This window comes from Nonlabens agnitus (genome assembly GCF_002994045.1).
GTDB lineage: Bacteria > Bacteroidota > Bacteroidia > Flavobacteriales > Flavobacteriaceae > Nonlabens > Nonlabens agnitus.
In genome coordinates, this window is sequence record NZ_MQUC01000003.1 from 2,869,814 (window position 1) to 2,892,632 (window position 22,819).

The following is a 22,819-nucleotide window of genomic DNA, read 5'->3' on the forward strand; positions in this document are numbered from 1 at the left end:
AACTCGAACTTGGGCTGGAAAAAATAACTTGAGGTCTGTCAAACAGTATCGAGCGACAGTCGCTCGACGCAGCTCGAATAAGAGAAAATAAATTTTATCTCGCTTTCGCGCCTGCCTGCCGGCAGGCAGGAAAGCGAACTAATTAAAAGTCAGATTTATAATTCAATCCTTATCGTTGTCCTCAAAGTCTTTGGTCAAGTCCAGATTTCTAAAAGTAGGCGATACCACGGCTGTAGTAATCACCGTGATGAGCGTCATAGTACCACCAAAGACAACAGCGGTCACCGTACCCATAAGCTTCGCGGTGACGCCACTTTCAAAAGCACCCAACTCGTTGGAAGATCCCACAAACATGGAATTCACGCTGGCGACCCGACCGCGCATGTGATCTGGTGTTTTGAGTTGCAGGATGGTCTGGCGTATGACCATGGAAACCCCATCAGTGACTCCGCTAAAAAAGAGCGCGACCAGAGACACCCAAAAAATGGAGGACAGTCCAAATGCGATGATACAAAGCCCAAACCCAAAGATGGCTACCAGTAATTTCTTACCTGCATTTTTACTGATGGGAATGTAAGCGGTAGCAATCATCGTCAATATCGCTCCAACCGATGGTGCCGCTCGCAGGACGCCAAAACCTTCACTTCCTACTTTAAGAATATCCTGTGCAAAAATGGGCAGTAGGATCACGGCACCACCAAAAAGTACCGATACCATGTCTAGTGTGAGCGCGCCTAAGATGGATTTGGTTTTAAATACAAAGGTCAAACCTTCTTTAAGGCTTTGTTTGATGGGTTCGTTGATTTTGGTATTGAGGATGGGTTTCTTGCCTATAAACATGACAGCTAATAACGCCAGCATCACGAGGCTAAATACAATGAGTAGCGACCAGTGCACACCAAACCAGCTTATCGCAAAGCCTGAAAAGGCCAGTCCTACTACTGAGGCGATTTGCCACGAGGAGCTACTCCAAGTCGCTGCATTGGGGTAGACTTTTTTGGGAACGATAAGCGCGATTAACGAGAACAAAATAGGACCGAAAAAGGATCTTAAAAAGCCACCAAAAAACACCAACGCATACACAGAATATAAAATAGTGTTGGTTTCCCAGCCATCAATAAATGCTGGCCAGGTCAATAAAAACAAACCCAAACTGATCAATGAAAATGCTCCAATGATGAGAGCCAGTAAATTCCGTTTTTCTCGTTGATCCACGATATGACCGGCAAAAAGTGCCATCCCAAATGCTGGAATAAACTCCATCAAACCTATGATGGCAAGCGACAACGGATCTTTAGTCAACGAATACACTTCCCATTCTATGACGATAAATTGCATGGACCACCCAAAGACCAGCAAAAAACGCATGAGCAGGAAAATGTTGAATTCTCTATATCGCAGTGCTGCGTAAGGATCGTTTTTGGCCAAGGTGGAATTTTTTTTGAATGCGAAATTAAATCAATTACAAAGAAATAAGTGTTTGTGCTACATCTACTGTGGTCGAGAGTTACATCCCGATATCGATGTTGTTTCTAGAAACAAAAAAGTAATTGCCCACGAGCATGTTCATTGTTACTTTTTAGGCAGGAAAAAATGGAATGATATTTAGAAAATTCCTGAGTAAACGCTATTGTTAATCCCGATGAGTGACGGATCAAAGTCTAGCTTATTTTTCAATAGAGAGGCATAAACGCTTCTAAAATCAATGTCATGAATGAGATCACCATCAGATAGGTTGGCGAGATCAGGATTCTTACCCAGCACGCGGCCGCGATTCTTGCCGCCTATGATAAATACCGGTGCGGCAGTACCGTGATCCGTACCGCTGCCGTTATTCTTGACGCGACGACCAAACTCTGAGAAAATCACCAGCGTGATGCGCTCCATAAGTCCGGCACTCTTCAAGTTCTTATAGAAGGAAAATACGGCATCGTTTACCTCAGTTAGTTTTCTCGCATGGGTTCCCAATTGATTGTTGTGCGTATCAAAACCACCCAAGGATGTGTAGTAGACCTTAGAATTCAACTCGCCTTTGATAAGTTGGGCAATCCATTTGAGCTGTACGCCAAGAGCTGATTTTGGATAACCATATTCTTGCCCAGCTTTTTTCAATGCTTTCTGGATTTCCTTGCTTCCATCTTGAGTTCCTGCCGCGATTGTGCGTACAAAGTCTAGTGATGGATGACCAGATAGGTCCATTTCAGTTTGCAGGTTGGTCTTGAATCTATTGACGTCTCGTACCGTGATGCTGTTGGGTTCAGATCCTTTTAAAGCGAGATTATCGATGCGATCCACATTCATACCAGCGGTTGGGATGATGTCATCACACTGCACATCCAGATAACGTCCCAACCATCCATTGCGTAGGTATTCATTGGATTTACTGCATGTTTGCCAGATCTCCTGACTACGGAAATGTGATTTCACCGGTTCTGGATAGCCCACATTTTGAAGAACTGTTAAATCACCAGCTTGCTGGATCGCCGCAAGGCCTTTCAATGCTTGGTGAAAGCCCATTCCTTTGTTTTTATTGATCACATCATCTGCAGATAGTTTTATGGTAGGACGATATTCCTGATATAAAGGATCCTCAAATGGCACATAGGTATTGAGCCCGTCGTTACCACCATCCAATTGTAGAAAAACTAAGGATTGCTCACCCATAGAAGCATATTTATGGGCAGCTGCCTTTAAAAAGTTGGGCAGCATCATGGCACCGCTGGATGCGGTAGCGGTGAAAGTCATAAAATTTCTTCTGTTCATGAGGTTGCCTTTTAAATCACCTGATATTCTGGTGTGGTGATGATGTATTCATAGGCTCGTAAAATCCCTAATTCTGAGCCTTCTTTATGGGGTTGGAAGTCATACTTCAATATTTCTTCTAAATCTGCTTGTATGGTAGGTGTCGTGATGGTTAAGGTCTGATCCAATAGGTACGCGATGATTTGCTTGTTGTTTTCCAATTCTTTTGGAATTTGTAAATCGGGCAATTCAGGATCTTCAGTTCTATTCATCATGTTGCGCTTGGAAATGCGTTCCCCAGAAGCTAACATACGAGCGACTTGATTGCGTCTTAATAAAATGGAAGAGGTGATCCAGGAATTGCCGCCTTCCCAACCCTTAACATTCGGTTGATTATAAAGATCCATGGATTGATCGCGCAGGAATGTCACAATTTGTTTGGGTTCTATACGATCCTCAACTTGAAGCTCCTGTATGGTTTGTAGTGCAAACCGTAATGGATCCTTTACTTTAGTAGCGATGGGGTTTTTATCGTATTCCGATAGGAATATTTTCTCAAGAAGCGGTTGGATTTCAAAATCCTGCTCTCTAAAATAATCACCGTATTCCTTAATCAATGCAATAGATGGATTGTCGTATACAAACCACTTGAGGATCTTTTCTGTAATAAGAAAAGGAATGGCTTCTTGTTCAAAAATAATATCCACGATGGCATCGCTATCAAAAAAACCAGTTTGCCCTAAATAGGTGATTTCTTCATTTTCTCGCTGTCTATTGCGGTAGTTACCTGTTTGATTACCATAAGTAAGTCCAGCCAGAGCTTTGGCACCACTTTTTACATCTATTTCTGTATAGTTGCCGATGCCTAGTGTGAAAAGCTCCAACAGTTCACGACTCAAATTTTCGTTATTGCTGCCCTTTCGGTTTTTATCATTGTCCAGATAGGAAATCACTGCGTTGGACTTAACCATCGTTTTGGTCAATTCCCTAAAGTTGCCGAAGGCTTGTTCATACAGTGCTGTATAGTGTTCAAAAATCCATGGAGCTACCTTGACTTTCTGGTAAGTAGCCACATAATGATTGTGCCAGAAACACACCATGTTTTCGCGCAAAGGGAATTGGGCATCCTGCATGCGCTGTATCCAGTCAAGGCTTATACTGCGCAGGTTTTGCCGTTGTTCCCGTCGGGCTTCGGCTTTTTGCTCTGGAGATAATTGGTTCAGTTCCCTGCGGCGAGACCTGATCGATTGAAAATCCATGGGCTGTCCTTCCAAAAACTCTGGAATATCCATTGGATCGTTATAGGCAAAGGATTTTGCAAGATATCCAGCAAGCCCCAAATCACTAATCAAATCTTGTTGCGCGGTGCTGAATCCCAGCCGTAGCGACCATATGGCTTGCTTATTCATATCAGTGATTTGTACTAAGACCATTAAAGTTACTCAAAGTCTAGGCACGTCAACAACTTTAACATTTATAAGATTGATGTTGAGGTAGTTCGCTTTCGCGAAAGCGAAACAATTTACAAGCGGCTATTAAAAATGAAACTTTAGAGATACTTTGATCTTTGACCGCACGAGTGGTTACCGGCTAGCCTTGTAGTGTGCAACAATGACCGACGAGACGTGTAATCGTTCCAGCATGCGAACAATGGTTTTCATCTTGCTGTATCTTTGTTCTTTAGTTGTAAAAGCTCGCTAAGTACTGCGGGCATTTTTAATTTTTAGAATGGATTTATGACAAACTTAAGTGAGCAAAAGGTAGTTGCAGGGTTTGTTCCTAGTAGTTTCGCAGTATGAGATGGATTGTAGCCTTATTAGTTGTAGTTGTATTTGAATTTTATTCGTTTCAACTTATCAGAACCTTGTCACGTGGCCACTGGTGGAAATGGGTCTACCTCGCCATATCCATAGGCGTGTTTGCAAACTTAATTCTGCAATTTTATCTGCATCCAGACCGTACCATAGTCTCTGGAGCACGAGATTTTGCAGTAACCTTGTTTCTTGCCTTGCTACTTGCTAAAGTGATTTTCACAATTTTTATGCTAGGAGAAGACCTGTATCGACTGGCCGAAGGTCTGTTTCATAAAATCAAAGGTGACTCCACAAGTGATGCTTTTCTTTCCAGCAGGCGCAAATTCATTTCTATGGTTGGATTGGGCGTGGCGGCGCTGCCTTTTGGTGCGATACTGTATGGCGCTTTTAAAGGCAAATACGATTATCAGGTACGTGAGTACGAATTGACTTTTAAAGACTTGCCAGATGCATTTGAAGGTTATAAGATTACCCAGATAAGTGACATCCATGTAGGGTCTTTTGATGATAGGGAAGAAGTAGGTTATGCACTGAACCTGGTAAATAAACAGAAATCTGACGTTATATTATTTACAGGCGATTTAGTCAATAACGTGTCAGAAGAAATGTATGGCTGGGAAGAACTATTTGGTTCCTTGAGTGCCAAAGATGGTGTCTATTCCATACTGGGGAATCATGATTATGGAGATTATGCCACCTGGGAATCTGAAGCAGAAAAGAAAGCCAACCTCCAAGAACTTCTTGATATTCAAAAATCCATGGGCTGGCGATTGCTGCTTGATGAAAATGTTTCCATCGATCGTGGTGCGGATTCCTTAAAGCTGGTAGGTGTTCAAAATTGGGGCGGCGGCCGTTTTCCTAAATATGGTGATCTCAAGAAGGCTTCTGCCGGTTTGCAGCCTCAAGATTTTAAAGTATTGATGTCTCACGACCCAACCCATTGGGATGCACAGGTAAAGGATAATCCAACTAACTTTCACTTGACATTGAGCGGACATACGCACGGTATGCAAATGGGAATTGAGATCCCAGGTTGGATCAAGCTGAGCCCGGCATGGTTTGTCTACAAGAAATGGGCTGGTATTTATAAGGAATACGACAGATTCTTGAACGTGAATCGAGGCTTTGGATTTTTGGGATATTCTGGCCGCGCTGGGATCTGGCCAGAGATTACCGTAATCACATTAAGAAAGGGCACAGATTCATAATATGGCGGTCAGTGTGGTTCTTAAATCATACCGTTAAGAAGACGTTTACAGCATAATTATTCAATTTCATTACATTTACCATACTAACACGGCTTTCTATGTCAAAATTTGGTGAGTTAATCAGTTCCCATGTTCCTGTTCTATTCAATTTCTTTACAGATTGGAACGAGGAAAGTACGAGCATGCATCCCGTATTGCGTGAAGTAGCTGCCGCAATAGGTGATAACGCCAGAATCATAAAAATCAACGTAGATAAAAATCCAGAACTCTCTGATGCCTTGCGCATCAAAGGTTTGCCTACCTTGATCATTTACAAACAGGGCGAGATGAAGTGGCGACAAAGCGGTGCCCAGGATAGCGAGGCGCTCATCAATTTATTGAAGCAGTACGCGTCCTAAGAAATAGGTAGGCACTCAAATTGTTGCTCCTGTAACCATTCTAAGTATTCTGGAAGTACCTCTTTTAAAATGGGAAACGCTTTCTCACTGTCGTGAAATACGACTACACTTCCATTTCTAGTGTGTCTTTTAAGGCTTTTCAAACTACTTTCAGGAGATCTGCTGGTGTCAAAGTCTCCTGATAGTACGTCCCAAAGAACAATTTTATAACCATCAGCCACGAGTTGTTGGGCAACTTTTCTATGGATGCGGCCGTATGGTGGTCTGAATAGGCTGTTGCTGGTGTTCGCTTTCGCGAAAGCGATATCCTTCAAATACATTTCACTGGAAACCTTCCATGAGTTCAAATGGTGGAAGGTATGATTCCCAATGGAATGTCCAGCCTCCAAGACTTCCTTTTTTAGGCCGGGAAAACGCTGGGCGCGATCACCTATTAAAAAGAAGGTGGCCTTAAATCCAAAACGCTCTAGTTGCTCCAGAACAAAATGCGTCACCATAGGTGTAGGACCATCATCAAAGGTGAGGTACACTTGCGATTTGTTGCGGTCACCATGCCAGTGATATTTGGGAAACAAACCGCTTAACCAGTCTGGTATGCGATCTGGATACCACATTATTCGTTAACGGTATCGCCTACAGGTTCAATTGTTCTTTCGGCGTCTGCATTGTCGATTTCGCTCTCCAATAGCTTGATCAGCTCTTCATCTCCAACCTCACCAGGCAATCTCAACTGCTCGTTATCATTGTAAACCCTAGGGAACGACTTCACATAACTATTGAAAGCATCTAGGTGTTTCTCGATCATTAGGTCATCATCATTGTCGATCGCCGTACGTACTAAACCACGATAGCGCTCTATGGCGGTGATGATTTCGCGACTTATTAGGCTTTGCTCTTCCAGCGGCATGGCTTTATAATAATCCAACTCATCTTGGTATTTAAGGACCACACGGTTGAGTAGGTCCTGAGCCTTTGCGGTAGTGCCTATTTCATAATAACTACTTACAAAAGGCTCGATCATGGAATAGTGCTCAAAATATTCCAATGGCATTTTTTCCATACCTAGGTCAAGAATTTCTTCTGCTTTTTCCAGCTGGTTGTCTGCAATAAGCGCTTGCGCAGCTCTAGTTACATTACTTCTATATCCAACACTGTTGCGACGGGTCTCTACATCATGATAGATGTCTGGACTACCGCTGTTGCCCCAATCCCATCCTTTGATGATTTTATAGGCTCTATCTGGATTGATGCGTCCCATATCAAATGGATCCCTTTGATCTACCGGCGGCGTATAAATAGGCGTCAATAGGTAGGCGGTTCCATCCAGTTGCAAATAATCCTTCATCCAGATGTAATCTTCATCTCCAAAGGCACCACCAGAGAAATACACCGGTCGTTCCCAGTTGTTAGCATTGATGATGTCCAGCATAAACATGCGGTTTTTATAAACCAGATCGGATTCTATGTTGATTATAATCTCATCCACGATCTTATTAGCATCCTTGGCAGCTACCACACCGTTTTTCAAAACAGCTTCTTTATTTACTGGAATGCGAATGTATTTAGTTGGGAACGTATGCTCGTAGTGATCGTTGCGCATCAATTCTTGCGTGATTTTGCTATCACTCGCTACCCATTCCATCCAGTCTTTGAGATCCATGGTGTCTGGAAATACATAGTTTGGATTTTGTTGGGCTTGACGCAAGCGTTCTTGGATGCGTTCCTTTTCTGTATACCATAAGGCATCGCGCGTACCGTAGACATATTTGTCATGCGTCAAGGTAGATGGCACTGGCTCACTCTCATAGGCCTTTTTCTTCATGTCGTCCATATACCAATCAGTACTCAATAGTGAGGTACAAACGATGCGAACATCTGTGCGGTAACCTTCTACTTCTTGAGCATACCATAATGGGAATGTGTCGTTGTCACCTATGGTAAACAGTAACGCGTTAGGCAGGCAGCTGTCCAGATATTTTTTGGCGCTGGCTAGTGCCGTATATTTTTCAGACCTATCGTGATCATCCCAATTCTGGAAGCCCATCAATAGAGGCACAGCGGCAAAACACACCGCTATCGTGGCAAATTTGACAACTTTACTTTTGGTATACTCCAGCAGGCCTTCATAGATCGCATAAACGCCCATTCCTATCCACATGGCAAAAACTAGGAAGGATCCCACATAGGCATAATCACGCTCACGCACTTGGTACATGCTCTGGTTAAGGTACACGATGATCGCCAGACCCGTGAAGAGGAATAACATCATGGTCACTACAAAAGACTTCCAATCTTTTTTGGCATGGAACACAGCGCCTAAAATACCCAAGATCAACGGCAGGAAATAATAGAGGTTGCGACCTTTATTGTTAAGCATGTCATCGCTCAATTCATCTTGCGAACCTATATGCAGCTCGTCAATGAAGTCTATACCGCTTAACCAATTACCATTAAAGCGATCACCCATTCCCTGAATATCATTCTGTCTACCGGTAAAATTCCACATGAAATACCGCAGGTACATGTAACTAATCTGGTAGTTAAATAGGTAACTTAAATTCTGACCAAAACTAGGTTTCTTGATATCTACAGCTTCAGAAAGGGAAGCGATGGTCTGTATATACTCATCTGCACTAATGCGCCCACGATCAAATTGACGCTCATAATCGTCAAGCACACTTATGAGCTCTTGGTTCCCTTGATAGCCTGGCTTGATTTCATATTCTAGACCACCCATAAACTCTACATAATTGCTGGCACGACTGGCATCTGTCATTCTGGGAAAGAAGCCTTTATGATCGTCATGCGTGTTTTGCAGCGCGTTTTCAAACTGGTTGACGATCACATATTTTCCTTGCTCATAATCGCGCTCATACTTGGGCTTTTCATCAATATATGGATCATCTGGATCTAGACCGGCATACATATCTGTAAAGGCTTCTCCAAAAAATAATGCGGGCGATGGATATTGTTCCCTGTTGTAATAGGCGAGCAGCGCACGCGCATCATTAGGGTTGTTCTCATTAATAGGTGTTCCTGCATTGGCTCTTATAGGCAGCATGGTCCAGCTAGAGAAACCTATAAGGACAAACATGACGCAGATAGTGATGGTGTTGAGAAGTGGTTTGTTACGCTTTCGCGAAAGCGATATCAATCCCACAAAAGCTGCCACGATCATGATAAAGGCGATGATAGTACCGCTGTTGAAGGGCAACCCTATGTCGTTTACAAAAAAGACCTCAAGGTAACCGAAGATACTGAGCGTAGTAGGCAACAGCAATTTAAAGACAAACAGCAACACGGCTACCACAGCAATTAATGCCACGGTAAAATTGAGTGGTGTGACTTTTCTATAGTGTCTAAAGAACCACATCATTCCTATGGCAGGAATGGTTAAAATCCCCAAGAAGTGAACTCCAAACGATAGCCCTATAATAAAAGACATGAGGATCAACCAGCGATTACCGCGCGGCTCCATCATGTCGCGTTCCCACAACAAGCCCAGATAGAACATGCTGCTCATGATCAGCGCTGCTGGTGCATAGACTTCTGCCTCAACGGCGTTGAACCAAAAACTGTCGGATACCGCAAAGGCAATCGAACCTACAAATGCCGATCCCAAAACGACAGTGGTATCAAATTTTCCCTTCAAAATATGGCGTTTGAGCAACAATGTCATCGACCAGAACATAAATAAAATGGTCAAAGCGCTGGAAAATCCAGCCATCCAGTTGACCATGTAAGCGATGTTAGTCACGTCTGTGGCAAATATGGCTGCGGTCGCTACCATCATTTGGTACAGTGGTGCACCAGGTGGATGGCCTACTTCTAATTTTGCTGAGGTGGTAATGTATTCTCCAGCATCCCAGAAGCTTACTGTAGGTTCTAGGGTGATCCAGTATATGGTTAGGGCGATCAAGAAGACCGTCCAGCCTAATATTTTGTTGAGTTGATTGTAACTTAGGTTCATGGGAATTTTTAACAGCTGCTAAAATAGTAAAACTATAAGGACACGAGTAATAACAACGCAGCTAGTCTATTTTCATTTTATGCAAGATTAAATTTAAAAGTAGTTGCATAAAAAAAGAATTGTTTTAAATTTGCAGCCGCAATTGTCCCATGGTGTAATGGTAACACTACGGTTTTTGGTACCGTCATTCAAGGTTCGAATCCTTGTGGGACAACTGGTAAATCCCGATTCTATTTAGAATCGGGATTTTTTGTTGCGTTTATTTTAATTAGTTTACTGTCTTTCAGACGGTTGCTGTGTAAGCAGTTTATTGCCTCAATCCACGGTCTTTAAAATCATTGATGGATTCTGCATGTATCTGAGATACCTAAACTCAAGCTTATATGATCAGGTTTTTACTGTTTACCAGTTATTATCTCGTGCAGCATTCCAGGATAATCGGTGATGATGCCATCTACATTCATGTGTAGCAACGTTTTCATGTCTTTTTTCTGGTTAACCGTCCATGGAATGAATTTCATACCCATCGATTGGACCTCATTGACCAGTTCCTGATGGGCTAATTTGTAGTAAGGACTATAAAAGTTGGGCTTAAAACCCAGTCTATCTATTTGATCCTGTACGGTCTTTCTTTTATCCTCGGTCAGAAAACCCAAAGGAATGGACTTGTCCCGCCTTCTCACTTCTTGAAGTTGGCGTATATCAAATGACTGAATGTAGAATCGGTTATTGATGTTTTTTTGTTTTAATAGAGATACAACCATAGTAGCTATATGCTGTGGAGATGGATGATACATTCCATCGGTTTTAGGGCTGGCTTTGATTTCTATGTTATAGATAATAGGATCTCGTTTGCTGGATTCTGTAAATTCTTCTACGGCATCAATAAGCTCACCCAATTCTGGGATATGGGTTTTTAATTTGCACTGTTTGGGGTATGAGGGATAATGCTTGCTGCCCACGTCGTACTGACGCACCTGCTGGTAATCCATTTGGTAGATGACAAGTTTTTGCTTTTGGGGTATTTCCTGTCCTTTAGGATCGAGACTATAACGATGATTGATAAAGGGATCATGCGCTACAACCACCTTTCCGTCTGCAGTAAATTGTATGTCCATCTCCAGCACGTTTGCGCCGTCTTCAATGGCTTTGATCATACTGGGAATGGTGTTTTCTGGCATGAGCCCGCGAGTGCCTCTATGACCGGCGAGCATAAAAGTTGGAAGTAGTTTGTTATTCAAAATGCTGCACATTAAGCAAACTCATTTCAAAAGCTCTTTCCTGCAGAGAAGCTAGAAGATGAATGAGGTAGATTGTTGATGGGTTTCGCTTTCGCGAAAGCGAACTAAAAATAATCTCCAGCCGTTTTGAAACCGTCATTGTTTTTAAAATTGTCCACCTAAAATAACTCTTTAAAAAGCAATGCGTTACAGACCTATTGCAGAACCTTAAAAAATTACTATCTTTGCACGGTATTTGAGCAATATGAGGGGACAAAAAGTCCCCTCTTTTTATAAAATATGTTGGAAAAGAGAGTTCGTGAGCTGCTAGACGCAGCATTTGAAGAAAGACCAGACCTGTTTTTGATCGATCTGGATATCACATCTGGAAATATCATTAAGGTGATTATCGATGGTGATCAGGATGTTAAGGTTGCAGATTGTATTTTTGTGTCTCGCGCCGTTGAACATCAACTAGATAGAGAAGAAGAAGATTTCTCTCTTGAAGTCACTAGTGCTGGAGTAGGTAAACCGTTAAAGCACCACAGGCAATTTGTCAAAAACATTGGTAGAAAGCTGGAAGTTCTGGATCGTGAGAAGGTAAAGGAGACAGGAACCCTTGAAGCTGCCGATGAAAATGGTATCAAGATCGTCTGGAAAGTTAGAGAGCCCAAACCAGTAGGAAAAGGCAAAGTTACCGTTGACAAGGAATGGTCAATAGAGTACGATAAAATTAAGCAAGCAAAAGTTGTTATAACATTTAATTAAAAAGTGAATATGGAAAATCTCGCACTGATCGAGTCTTTTTCTGAGTTTAAAGATGATAAAATGATAGATCGCGTCACGTTGATGGCGATCTTGGAAGACGTTTTTAGAAGTGCCTTGAAAAGGAAATATGGTGAGGATGACAATTTTGACATCATTATCAATCCAGATAAAGGTGACCTAGAGATATGGCGTAATCGTGTGGTTGTGGCAGATGGTGAGGTTGAAGATGACAATTCTGAGATTTCATTGACTGAAGCGAGAAAAATTGAGCCGGATTATGAAGTGGGCGAGGACGTTGCAGAAGAAGTAAAACTGATCCAGTTGGGTCGTAGAGCGATACTGGCATTACGTCAAAATCTAATTTCCAAAATTCACGAGCACGATAATACGAACATCTTCAAGCACTTTAAAGAATTAGAAGGTGAGCTGTATAATGCAGAGGTGCACCACATAAGACATCGCGCTATTATTTTGTTGGATGACGACGGTAATGAAATTATCATGCCTAAAGACCGACAAATACCTTCAGACTTCTTCCGTAAAGGAGAAAGTGTGCGTGGTATCATTGAAAGTGTAGAGTTAAGAGGTAACAAGCCTAATATTATTCTTTCTAGAACATCTCCACGATTCTTGGAGAAGCTTTTTGAACAAGAGATTCCTGAAGTATTTGATGGTGTGATTACTGTAAAAGCGGTAGTTCGTGAGCCAGGCGAAAAGGCTAAAGTTGCTGTTGATAGTTATGACGATAGAATTGACCCGGTTGGTGCCTGTGTAGGTGTTAAGGGTAGCCGTATTCATGGTATAGTTCGTGAGTTAGGTAATGAGAATATTGATGTCATCAACTGGACAGCAAATACTCAATTATATATAGGACGTGCTTTAAGTCCTGCCAAAATCGTTTCCATGGTGATCGATGAGGAAAACAAGAAGGTAGAAGTTAGACTCAACCCAGAAGAGGTTTCTAAGGCCATAGGTCGTAGAGGTCATAACATTAGACTAGCTGGTAAGCTTACCGGTTATGAAATTGATGTGATAAGAGAAGGAGTTGAGGAAGATGTAGAATTGACAGAGTTCTCTGATGAAATCGAAGGATGGATCATAGAAGAACTTAGTAAAATAGGTCTAGATACTGCAAAAAGTGTATTGGAGCAGGATGTAGACGATTTAGTAAAGCGTACAGATCTGGAAGAGGAAACCATCGTAGCATTGATGAACATCCTCAAGTCAGAATTTGAAGATTAGAAATTAAAGACAACTTTTAGGTATTTATGGCCGAAGTAAAAAACATGAGACTCAATAAAGTTCTTAGGGAATTCAATATTTCCTTAGATCGCGCAGTGGAACATCTCAATGCCCAAGGTATTGAGATCGAGGCTCGTCCTACCACAAAAATAGATGCGACGGTCTATCAAGCACTTGCTGATGAGTTTCAAACAGACAAAAGCAAAAAAGTAGCCTCCAAAGAAGTTGGTGCAGAACGCAGGAAAGAGCAGGAAGAACTGCGCATCCAACGTGAGCAGGAACAGGAAGAGAGACAGCGCAAGCAGCAACAGGTCATCAAGGCCAAGGCTGAGGTTACTGGCCCTAAAACGGTTGGAAGTATCGATCTTGATGCCTCTAAAAAAACGGCTCCTGAAAAGGCGACGGATAACGTTGAGGTCAACAAGCAGCCTGAAGAAAAGATGGCTGAGGCCGTCAAGGAAGCTGTTCAAGAGCCAGAAGTGGTATCCAATAGGCCTAAGGCAGGTGGAACTACCATCAAGGGTAAAATTGATTTAGATAAGGACAAGCCTAAGAAAGCAGCAGATAAGCCAGCTCCAGAGGCAAAAGCAGAAACTGCAAAAGCACCTGAATCTAAAGAGACTTCTAAGCCAGCTGAAAAAATTACCACTGATGAGCCTACAGCAAAAGCTGCTGAGACTCCAGTGAAAGAAGAGCCTGCTGCAACTGCTGACGCAGAATCAGGAGAGTCTGAGGTCATCAAAACAGAATACAAAAAATTAGGAGGCTTAAAAGTGACAGGTCAAAAAATCGACCTTTCCAAATTTGCCAAACCTAAGAAGAAGGACGACAAACGTAAGCGCAAACGTATTACAAAACCTGGAGCTGCCGCTGGTGGTGCTAAGGGTAATCGACGTGGCGCACCAAGTGGTGGTCGTAAAAATATTGTCAAGGCAGAGCCTACTGAAGAAGAAATCCAAAAGCAGGTAAGAGAAACTCTTGAGAAGCTTCAAGGGAAATCTTCTAAGTCTAAAGCTGCAAGATATCGTCGTGATAAACGTGATACGCACCGTGAAAAAGTGGAGGCTCAAGAACAAGAGCAAGCAGAAGACAAGAAAATACAGGTTACAGAGTTCGTAACCGTAAGCGATTTATCTACCATGATGGATGTGCCAGTGAACCAAGTAATTGGCGCCTGTATGTCATTAGGTATGATGGTGACCATGAACCAACGTCTGGATGCAGAAACAATGTCAATCGTTGCAGAGGAGTTTGGTTTTGAAATGGACTTCGTTAATGCAGACATTGAAGAGAGTATTGCAGAGGTAGAAGATTCTGAAGAGGATCTGGTTTCTCGTGCTCCTATTGTTACCGTAATGGGTCACGTTGACCACGGTAAAACATCCTTACTGGATTACATCCGTGAAGAGAATGTAATAGCAGGTGAAAGTGGTGGTATCACACAGCACATTGGTGCTTATGGTGTGGAACTGAAAGGCGGTCAAAAAATTGCATTCCTTGATACACCAGGTCACGAGGCGTTTACCGCTATGCGTGCACGTGGTGCTCAAGTAACCGACCTTGCTATTATCGTAATTGCTGCAGATGATGATGTGATGCCTCAAACTAAGGAGGCGATAAGTCACGCTCAAGCGGCTAATGTGCCGATCATTTTTGCTATCAATAAGGTGGACCGTGATGCGGCAAACCCAGAGAAGATTAAAGAATCTTTAGCTAACATGAATTTGTTGGTAGAAGATTGGGGTGGAAAAATCCAGTCTCAAGATATTTCAGCAAAAACTGGTTTAGGAGTTGAAGAACTTCTAGAGAAAGTGTTGTTGGAGGCAGAATTATTGGATCTTAAAGCTAATCCTAATAAGCAAGCGACAGGTACGGTTGTAGAAGCGTTCCTTGACAAAGGTCGTGGATATGTATCTACCATTCTAGTTCAAGCAGGAACGCTTAAAGTTGGAGATTATGTACTCGCAGGGCGCACGCATGGTAAGGTAAAAGCGATGCAGGATGAGCGTGGTCATGATGTGGCAAAAGCAGGTCCATCGACTCCAGTTTCTATACTAGGTCTGGACGGTGCGCCACAGGCAGGTGACAAGTTCCATGTATTTGAAGATGAAAGAGAGGCTAAATCTATTGCTTCCCGTAGAACTCAATTACAACGTGAGCAGTCGGTTAGAACGCAGAAAACATTGTCTCTTGACGAGATAGGTAGACGTATTGCACTAGGTGACTTTAAAGAATTGAACTTGATCCTTAAAGGTGATGTGGATGGTTCTGTAGAGGCATTGACGGACTCGTTCCAGAAATTATCTACTGAAGAGATTCAGGTGAATATTATTCACAAGGCTGTAGGTGCGATCACTGAAAGTGATGTACTTCTTGCAAGTGCTTCAGACGCGATCATCATTGGATTTAACGTTCGTCCGCAAGGGAATGCTAGATCAGTTGCAGATCAGGAAGAAGTCGATATTAGAATGTACTCCATCATCTATGACGCGATCAACGATCTTAAAGATGCTATGGAAGGAATGCTTTCTCCAGAGCTCAAAGAAGAGATCACAGGATCTGCAGAGGTTCGTGCAACCTTCAAGATTTCCAAAGTGGGAACCATCGCAGGTTGTATGGTTCAAGACGGGAAAATCTACCGCAACAGCGGCGTGAGATTGATACGCGATGGAGTAGTGGTGTACACAGGTGAGCTCGCTACCTTGAAGAGATTTAAGGACGATGTCAAGGAAGTGGCCAAAGGCTATGAGTGTGGTATACAAATCAAGAACTACAACGACCTACAGGAAGGTGACGTGATAGAAAGTTTCCGTGAAGTGGAGGTAAGAAAGAAGCTCAAGTAAAACCTTGAGGTCATTATAAAAAGAAAGCCGTTTCAAGTATTTGAAACGGCTTTTTTATGCTTTGAAATTATTGAGGTGGCTTGGTTATCAATTTCTGTCAGATCACTGCCACTAGGTCATTTTTAAAATGATCAACTTCTTAAGGCTTTAAAACCTTAGCGTTTGGAAAGGTTTTTTTGATCTCCAGTAATGCGCGGTCAGCTTCTAATCGGCTACTGTATTTTCCTACCCAAACTTTATGGTTGGGCGACTCATACCTTAATTCCGATTTCCAGACCAGGTCTAGAGCATCATATCTAGACTTCGCGGCATTGGCCGGCTGATTTTCTCCTTGGAAGATGTGTATGGTATAACGATCGTTGAATGCACCTTCCTTATCCATGGAAATTTTGGTGGTAATTAAGCGCTCAAGAGTGCTCTCGCTCACCTTGTCGGTTGTCTGTGCCGTGGTCATCTGAAGTGTAAAAATCAGAGCGCCAGCGCATAATGTGTTTTTGATAGTTTTTCTAATCATAGCAGTATGTTTGGTGAATTCGCTTTCGCGAAAGCGAACATCTATTTAGAACCTTTATAAATTAATTTCTTCATTATCTCCTCTCAAAATTAAACCATTTATGACCTATTTTTGCAAGGCATTAAAGAAACAGTTGACTACTGTAAATATTGTGCCAAAGTTATCGTAATAATTATAGAACGAGATGACAAAAAAGAAATTACATATTTCACTATATCAGTTTATTATCGCTTCCCTTTTTGTGGTTTTCTCCTTTTCTGGAGCGGCTGCACAAGAGGATGCAACGACCTCTGATGGTGAATCTTCAGCTCCTGTAGAAGCCACTGACGCTCCTGCAGATTCAGGCGCTGGAGGAAACGCGACTCAAGGAGAAGCGCTATTTAAAGCTAATTGTGCATCCTGCCACAGGCTGTATAAAGATGCAGTAGGTCCTGCGTTATTTAATGTGACGCAAAGACACGATCGCGAGTGGTTGTATAAATGGATCAAGAATTCATCTGCACTTATCGCAAGTGGTGATGCAGAAGCTGTAGCTCTTTACAATGAATGGGGACAGTCCAACATGAACGCTTTCCCGCAATTGAGCAACAGCGATATTGACGATATTCTTGCCTATACGGATACACCTAAGCCAGTTGCTACAACAATCGAAAGAACTGAAGAAGTTGGTGGTGGAACCGTCGATAATACGATGACCAACAATTTGGTCTTGGGTGCTCTTGCTTTAGTTCTTGTAGTTTTGATCGTTGTTCTTTTTGCTGTCAACACGACTTTAAAAAGATTTGCTGCAGCTAACGGTATACAAACGGAGTTTGAAGAAGAAAAGCCTGCTCGTACACCTATTTGGCAATTATTTATACAAAATCAATTCCTGGTGTTAGTGTCTGCAGTGTTTCTATTGCTTGCAAGTGCCTACTTTGTGTATGGCGGCTTGATGAGTGTAGGCGTGGATCAAGGTTATGCGCCAGTGCAGCCTATTCACTACTCACACAGGATTCACGCAGGTGTGAGTCAGATAGAGTGTAAATATTGTCACTCCAGTGTAAGAGAATCTAAGCATGCAGGTATTCCATCGCTTAACGTCTGTATGAACTGTCACAAGTCCATCGCTGAGGTTGCCGAATCTACGTATGCAGAAGGAATGGAAGAATACGGTATCGACTATAACAAAGAGATCCAAAAGCTTTACAAAGCCACGGGTTGGTCTGATGCAGAGCAAGCGTTTGTAGGTGAAGAGGAGCCTGTAAGATGGGTGCGTATTCACAACTTACCAGATCTTGCCTACTTTAATCACGCACAGCACGTACAAGCGGGTAACATAGCATGTCAAACGTGTCATGGTGAAGTGCAGGAAATGGAAATCATGTACCAATACTCACCATTAACCATGGGCTGGTGTATCAATTGTCACCGTGAGACTAATGTTGACTTACAAGGAAACGGGTATTACGAAGAGATTCATAAGGAGTTATCTGAAAAGCGTGGCGGTCGCCAATTGACTATCGCAGACTTAGGAGGACTTGAATGTGGTAAGTGCCACTATTAATATTATAGCTTAAGAAATTTATGGCTACTACTAAAAAATACTGGAAGAGCACAGCACAACTCGATGAGAGCAATGAGATGGTTAAAAATCTCGAGCAAAACGAGTTTGCTACAGCTATTCCTACTGAAGAATTTTTAGGAAATGATGAAGTGTTGGAAGCCTCCAGCACTACGCGTCGTGACTTCTTGAAATATGTTGGGTTCAGTACTGCAGCGGCATCACTTGCTGCCTGTGAAGGTCCTGTGATCCACTCGGTTCCTTATGTGAACCAACCAGATCGTATCATTCCTGGTATGGCAAACTATTATGCCACTACCATAGCAGATGGTTATGATTTTGCCAGTGTTGTCATCAAGACACGTGAAGGTCGACCTATCAAGGTTGAAGGGAATCGTGATATTCCTGCACGTGGTAACGCAAACGCAAGAGTTCATGCTTCTGTTTTGGGATTGTATGACAACAACAGATTAAAGACTCCTTTAGTTAAAGGTAAAGAAGCAACCTGGTCAGAGCTTGACAAAGAAGTGCGTCAGCAATTGAATGCCAATGCTGGGAAACAAATTGTTTTCTTGACACAGACATTTGCTAGCCCATCAACAGCTAGACTTATTGAAGACTTTAAAGCTGCTTATCCTAACGTACGTCAAGTGATTTATGATACTGTTGGTGAAGAAGCTGCTCTTGATGCATTTGAGGCAAAATACTTCCAGCGTGGTCTTGCAGATTATGATTTTAAGGATGCAGAGTGTATTGTAGGTGTAGGTGCTGACTTTGTAGGTGACTGGCAAGGTGGTGGTTTTGATACCAACTACGCACAGTCTAGAGTTCCCAAGAATGATAAAATGTCGCACCACATACAGTTTGAGGCTAACATGACTCTTTCTGGTGCTAATGCAGACAAGCGTTATCCTGTAACTCCTACAGAGCAAAAACAAATTATTGCTGCGCTTTACAGCAAGTTGGTAGGCGGTTCGGCTAACAATAACCTTTCTGAAAAAGTGAATAAAGCAGTTGAAGAAGCTGCTCAAAAATTGAGAAGAGCTGGTAGTAAAGCCGTCGTTCTTTGTGGATTGCCTGATCAAGGTGCCCAACAATTGACATTGGAAATCAATGAGCGATTGGGTAGTACGATCATTGATACAGCAGCGCCGGTGATGACCCGTCAAGGTAACCGTCGCGCCGTAGCTCAATTAGTAAAAGATATGGAAAGCGGTGCTGTAGGTGCTGTTTTTGTAGCTGGAGTTGATCCAGTATATAGCTATTCTGATAGTGACGCTTTCGCGAAAGCGTGGAAAAATGTACCCTTAACCGTTTCATTTGCATCTAGGTTAGATGCAACTGCAAAGGAGTCGATGTATGTGGCTACAACGCCTCATTATCTGGAATCTTGGGGTGATGTAGAAATGAAAAAGGGAACAGTGTCCCTGATGCAGCCTACGATCAAGCCATTGTTTGACACGCGCCAAATGCAAGATTCACTTTTGAAGTGGTCTGGAAGTGATGTGTCTTATAAAGATTATATCAAAACCTTCTCCACTGGAAATGGTGCTTCATGGAATCAATCCTTACAGGATGGTTTTTATGCTGCGGCAGGCTCTGAAACGTTGTCCTCTGGCGATCAAGTTCCTAACATAAATAATACTTCTGCCTTAAGAGATCTTTCTGGAGCTACCGCTGCTGGTGATTTTGAGTTGGTATTGTACACTAAAATATCAATGGGTGATGGTACACAAGCCAATAATCCATGGTTACAAGAATTACCAGATCCTATCACTAGAACGACTTGGGATAATTACCTGACCATCTCGCAAAAGGATGCAGATGCTTTAGGTATTGAAAACTTCAACGTTGCCAACGGTGCTCTTGATGGTACATATGCTATCGTGAAAATGGACGGTGTGGAACGTAAGATTCCTGCTTTGATCCAGCCAGGACAAGCGCCAGGTACTATAGGTATCGCTTTAGGTTATGGTAGAACTTCGGGCATACAAGAAGAAATGCAAACCGGTGTTAATGCTTTCCCTTTCTATAAAGATGGGATTTCAGTTCAATCTGTAAGTGTTGAAGCTGCAGGTGAAGTTCATGAATTTGCATGTACACAATTGCAAAATACCATGATGGGTCGCGATATTATTCGTGAGACAGACCTAGCTACTTATATTGCAGGTGATCAGCATGAGTTTAACCCAATGCCTGAAGTTTCCTTGAATCACATTGAAACTCCAGTGACATCACCAGATGTTGATCTTTGGGAAAGTTTTGACCGCTCAGTAGGACATCATTTCAATATGTCTATTGACTTGAATGCTTGTACCGGTTGTGGTGCATGTGTTGTAGCATGTCATGCAGAAAATAACGTACCTGTTGTTGGAAAAACAGAAGTAAGAAGATCCAGAGATATGCACTGGTTGCGTATTGACAGATATTACTCATCCACAGATAGTTTTGAAGATGATGAATCCAAAAAAGATGGATTCTCAGGATTGTTTGGTGAGAATGGTTCTCTAGGTGGTTTTGGTGAGTTGGAAATTCCAGCAGACCAACCGCAGGTAGCTTTCCAGCCTTTGATGTGTCAGCACTGTAACCACGCTCCATGTGAGACGGTTTGTCCAGTCGCAGCATCGTCACACGGTCGTCAAGGTCAAAACCACATGATTTACAACCGTTGTGTAGGTACAAGATATTGTGCTAACAACTGTCCATATAAAGTACGTAGATTCAACTGGTTCTTGTATAACGGCAATGACGAGTTTGATTACCACATGAATAATGATCTAGGTCGTATGGTGATCAATCCTGATGTTACCGTGAGATCTCGTGGTGTGATGGAAAAATGTTCTATGTGTATGCAAATGACGCAAATGACCATTCTAGAGGCCAAGAAAGACGGAAGAATGATCAAAGACGGTGAATTTGCAACAGCATGTTCCAACGCTTGTTACAATGGAGCTATCAAATTTGGTGATATCAACGATAAGGAGTCTGAGATATTTAAATTGAAGCAACAAGATCGTATGTACCACTTGTTGGAAGAAGTAGGAACAGAGCCTAACGTGATGTATCAGGTTAAGGTAAGAAACGTATAATAATTAAGAAACTAATCAACGCATTATGGCTCATTACGAAGCGTCCATAAGAAGACCACTGGTAACCGGCGACAAAACGTATGCTGATGTTACTAAGGACATTGCCTTTCCTGTTGAGGGTCCGGCAAATAAGCAATGGTGGCTGGTATTTACCATCGCTCTTATTGCTTTTCTTTATGGAATAGGATGTATTACTTACACAATATCTACCGGTATTGGAGTTTGGGGATTGAACAAGACCATTGGATGGGCTTGGGATATTACCAACTTCGTTTGGTGGGTAGGAATCGGTCACGCAGGGACATTGATTTCGGCGGTACTGTTATTGTTCCGTCAAAAATGGAGAATGGCGATCAACCGTTCTGCAGAGGCGATGACAATCTTCTCGGTAATTCAGGCAGGTTTGTTCCCGATTATTCATATGGGTCGTCCATGGTTGGCTTACTGGGTATTACCTATACCTAACCAGTTTGGTTCCTTATGGGTGAACTTTAACTCACCATTGCTTTGGGACGTATTTGCGATCTCTACGTACCTCTCGGTTTCACTGGTATTCTGGTGGACAGGATTGCTTCCTGATTTTGCCATGATACGCGATAGAGCGATAACTCCTTTTAACAAAAAGATATACGGCATCCTTTCTTTTGGATGGTCAGGTAGAGCTAAGGATTGGCAACGTTTTGAAGAGGTTTCTCTGGTACTTGCAGGTTTGGCAACACCATTGGTACTTTCGGTACACACCATCGTATCCTTTGACTTTGCAACATCAGTTATTCCAGGATGGCACACGACTATCTTCCCACCATACTTCGTTGCTGGTGCGGTATTCTCTGGTTTTGCCATGGTAAATACGCTTTTGATAGTGATGAGAAAAGTATGTCACTTAGAAAACTATATTACTATTCAACACATTGAGTTGATGAACCTGGTCATTATGATTACGGGATCCATCGTAGGTGTCGCTTATATCACAGAGTTATTCATGGCTTGGTATTCTGGAGTAGAGTATGAGCAATACGCCTTCTTGAACAGAGCAACTGGTCCTTATGCATGGGCATACTGGGCAATGATGACTTGTAATGTGTTCTCACCGCAGTTCATGTGGTTTAAAAAGTTAAGAACAAGTATTATGTTCTCCTTCGCAATATCTATTGTAGTAAACATAGGAATGTGGTTTGAACGTTTCGTAATTATTGTCACATCATTGCACCGTGACTACGTACCATCTTCATGGACGATGTTCTCACCTACGTTTGTTGATATAGGTATCTTCATAGGTACTATTGGATTCTTCTTTGTACTATTCTTGTTGTATTCTAGAACATTCCCAGTAATTGCTCAGGCAGAGGTGAAATCCATTCTTAAATCCAGTGGAAATAAGTACAAGGAATTGAGAGAAAGTAAAATGACGTCTAATCACGATAAAGCTTCCGGTGACCCGATAGCTCATCCTAGCGAGTAAATTAAT

The 22,819-nt window shown here is 42.4% G+C and carries 16 protein-coding genes and 1 tRNA gene; 9 read left to right on the forward strand and 8 right to left on the reverse strand.

Annotated elements, in window-relative coordinates; translation table 11 throughout:
• Positions 1-162 precede the first annotated feature (162 nt).
• The 3 genes from BST86_RS13245 to BST86_RS13255 form a co-directional block, all read right to left on the reverse strand.
• Complete coding sequence (locus BST86_RS13245; RefSeq protein WP_105983662.1) at positions 163-1,428, reverse strand: MFS transporter; 1,266 nt, start codon at positions 1,426-1,428, stop codon at positions 163-165.
• Positions 1,429-1,605: 177 nt separating this feature from the next.
• Positions 1,606-2,763, reverse strand: coding sequence for a DUF1501 domain-containing protein (locus BST86_RS13250; RefSeq protein ID WP_105983663.1), 1,158 nt, complete (start codon positions 2,761-2,763; stop codon positions 1,606-1,608).
• Positions 2,764-2,774: 11 nt separating this feature from the next.
• Complete coding sequence (locus tag BST86_RS13255; protein ID WP_105984048.1) at positions 2,775-4,151, reverse strand: DUF1800 domain-containing protein; 1,377 nt, start codon at positions 4,149-4,151, stop codon at positions 2,775-2,777.
• A gap of 386 nt (positions 4,152-4,537) precedes the next feature.
• Between BST86_RS13255 and BST86_RS13260 the strand changes: the two genes are divergently transcribed.
• Together BST86_RS13260 and BST86_RS13265 are read left to right on the forward strand one after the other, a co-directional pair.
• Positions 4,538-5,764, forward strand: a complete 1,227-nt coding sequence (locus BST86_RS13260; RefSeq protein WP_105983664.1) for a metallophosphoesterase — start codon at positions 4,538-4,540, stop codon at positions 5,762-5,764.
• 98 nt (positions 5,765-5,862) lie between these two features.
• On the forward strand, positions 5,863-6,162 hold the full coding sequence (locus tag BST86_RS13265) for a thioredoxin family protein (protein WP_105983665.1): 300 nt from the start codon (positions 5,863-5,865) through the stop codon (positions 6,160-6,162).
• Here BST86_RS13265 and BST86_RS13270 read toward each other — a convergent pair.
• Positions 6,159-6,776, reverse strand: coding sequence for a polysaccharide deacetylase family protein (locus BST86_RS13270; protein ID WP_105983666.1), 618 nt, complete (start codon positions 6,774-6,776; stop codon positions 6,159-6,161). The genes BST86_RS13265 and BST86_RS13270 overlap by 4 nt on opposite strands.
• A complete protein-coding gene (locus BST86_RS13275; protein ID WP_105983667.1) occupies positions 6,776-10,132 on the reverse strand; it encodes a glycosyltransferase family 117 protein in 3,357 nt (1,118 codons plus the stop codon). The genes BST86_RS13270 and BST86_RS13275 overlap by 1 nt, the downstream gene beginning before the upstream one ends.
• A 143-nt stretch (positions 10,133-10,275) precedes the next feature.
• On the opposite strand from BST86_RS13275, the gene BST86_RS13280 reads away from it, so the two are divergent.
• Positions 10,276-10,346, forward strand: a tRNA-Gln gene (locus BST86_RS13280).
• Between the two features lie 181 nt (positions 10,347-10,527).
• Here BST86_RS13280 and BST86_RS13285 read toward each other — a convergent pair.
• Both BST86_RS13285 and BST86_RS14930 read right to left on the reverse strand, forming a co-directional pair.
• Positions 10,528-11,373, reverse strand: a complete 846-nt coding sequence (locus tag BST86_RS13285) for a glycerophosphodiester phosphodiesterase family protein (RefSeq protein ID WP_172443353.1) — start codon at positions 11,371-11,373, stop codon at positions 10,528-10,530.
• On the reverse strand, positions 11,366-11,512 hold the full coding sequence (locus BST86_RS14930; protein WP_172443354.1) for a hypothetical protein: 147 nt from the start codon (positions 11,510-11,512) through the stop codon (positions 11,366-11,368). The genes BST86_RS13285 and BST86_RS14930 overlap by 8 nt, the downstream gene beginning before the upstream one ends.
• A gap of 140 nt (positions 11,513-11,652) precedes the next feature.
• Here BST86_RS14930 and rimP point away from each other — a divergent pair, with 140 nt between their 5' ends.
• From rimP to infB, 3 genes are read left to right on the forward strand one after another with little or no spacing between them, the layout of a single operon-like run.
• A complete protein-coding gene (rimP, locus tag BST86_RS13290; RefSeq protein ID WP_055411708.1) occupies positions 11,653-12,120 on the forward strand; it encodes a ribosome assembly cofactor RimP in 468 nt (155 codons plus the stop codon).
• 9 nt (positions 12,121-12,129) lie between these two features.
• On the forward strand, positions 12,130-13,362 hold the full coding sequence (gene nusA, locus BST86_RS13295; RefSeq protein WP_055411709.1) for a transcription termination factor NusA: 1,233 nt from the start codon (positions 12,130-12,132) through the stop codon (positions 13,360-13,362).
• Between the two features lie 26 nt (positions 13,363-13,388).
• Positions 13,389-16,205, forward strand: coding sequence for a translation initiation factor IF-2 (gene infB / locus BST86_RS13300; RefSeq protein ID WP_105983669.1), 2,817 nt, complete (start codon positions 13,389-13,391; stop codon positions 16,203-16,205).
• Between the two features lie 139 nt (positions 16,206-16,344).
• Here the strand turns inward: infB and BST86_RS13305 are convergent, their stop codons facing one another.
• Positions 16,345-16,719, reverse strand: a complete 375-nt coding sequence (locus BST86_RS13305) for a translation initiation factor IF-2 (RefSeq protein ID WP_242446538.1) — start codon at positions 16,717-16,719, stop codon at positions 16,345-16,347.
• 184 nt (positions 16,720-16,903) lie between these two features.
• Here BST86_RS13305 and BST86_RS13310 point away from each other — a divergent pair, with 184 nt between their 5' ends.
• The 3 genes from BST86_RS13310 to nrfD are packed head-to-tail and all read left to right on the forward strand — an operon-like array spanning position 16,904 to position 22,813.
• Positions 16,904-18,265, forward strand: a complete 1,362-nt coding sequence (locus tag BST86_RS13310; RefSeq protein WP_105983670.1) for a c-type cytochrome — start codon at positions 16,904-16,906, stop codon at positions 18,263-18,265.
• A gap of 20 nt (positions 18,266-18,285) precedes the next feature.
• Complete coding sequence (locus BST86_RS13315) at positions 18,286-21,351, forward strand: TAT-variant-translocated molybdopterin oxidoreductase (protein WP_105983671.1); 3,066 nt, start codon at positions 18,286-18,288, stop codon at positions 21,349-21,351.
• Between the two features lie 25 nt (positions 21,352-21,376).
• Positions 21,377-22,813 (forward strand): NrfD/PsrC family molybdoenzyme membrane anchor subunit, encoded by a 1,437-nt coding sequence (nrfD, locus tag BST86_RS13320; protein ID WP_055411713.1) that lies wholly within the window; start codon positions 21,377-21,379, stop codon positions 22,811-22,813.
• The last annotated feature ends 6 nt before the right edge of the window (positions 22,814-22,819 follow it).

Excerpts from the sequence above, each read along its gene's own strand:
- BST86_RS13270 (WP_105983666.1), bottom strand. The coding sequence starts at position 6,776 with ATGTGGTATCCAGATCGCATACCAGACTGGTTAAGCGGTTTGTTTCCC.
- BST86_RS13260 (WP_105983664.1), top strand. The coding sequence starts at position 4,538 with ATGAGATGGATTGTAGCCTTATTAGTTGTAGTTGTATTTGAATTTTAT.
- BST86_RS13265 (WP_105983665.1), top strand. The coding sequence starts at position 5,863 with ATGTCAAAATTTGGTGAGTTAATCAGTTCCCATGTTCCTGTTCTATTC.
- BST86_RS14930 (WP_172443354.1), bottom strand. The coding sequence starts at position 11,512 with ATGACGGTTTCAAAACGGCTGGAGATTATTTTTAGTTCGCTTTCGCGA.
- infB (WP_105983669.1), top strand. The coding sequence starts at position 13,389 with ATGGCCGAAGTAAAAAACATGAGACTCAATAAAGTTCTTAGGGAATTC.
- BST86_RS13250 (WP_105983663.1), bottom strand. The coding sequence starts at position 2,763 with ATGAACAGAAGAAATTTTATGACTTTCACCGCTACCGCATCCAGCGGT.
- BST86_RS13310 (WP_105983670.1), top strand. The coding sequence starts at position 16,904 with ATGACAAAAAAGAAATTACATATTTCACTATATCAGTTTATTATCGCT.
- BST86_RS13275 (WP_105983667.1), bottom strand. The coding sequence starts at position 10,132 with ATGAACCTAAGTTACAATCAACTCAACAAAATATTAGGCTGGACGGTC.
- nrfD (WP_055411713.1), top strand. The coding sequence starts at position 21,377 with ATGGCTCATTACGAAGCGTCCATAAGAAGACCACTGGTAACCGGCGAC.
- rimP (WP_055411708.1), top strand. The coding sequence starts at position 11,653 with ATGTTGGAAAAGAGAGTTCGTGAGCTGCTAGACGCAGCATTTGAAGAA.
- BST86_RS13315 (WP_105983671.1), top strand. The coding sequence starts at position 18,286 with ATGGCTACTACTAAAAAATACTGGAAGAGCACAGCACAACTCGATGAG.
- BST86_RS13305 (WP_242446538.1), bottom strand. The coding sequence starts at position 16,719 with ATGATTAGAAAAACTATCAAAAACACATTATGCGCTGGCGCTCTGATT.
- BST86_RS13255 (WP_105984048.1), bottom strand. The coding sequence starts at position 4,151 with ATGAATAAGCAAGCCATATGGTCGCTACGGCTGGGATTCAGCACCGCG.
- nusA (WP_055411709.1), top strand. The coding sequence starts at position 12,130 with ATGGAAAATCTCGCACTGATCGAGTCTTTTTCTGAGTTTAAAGATGAT.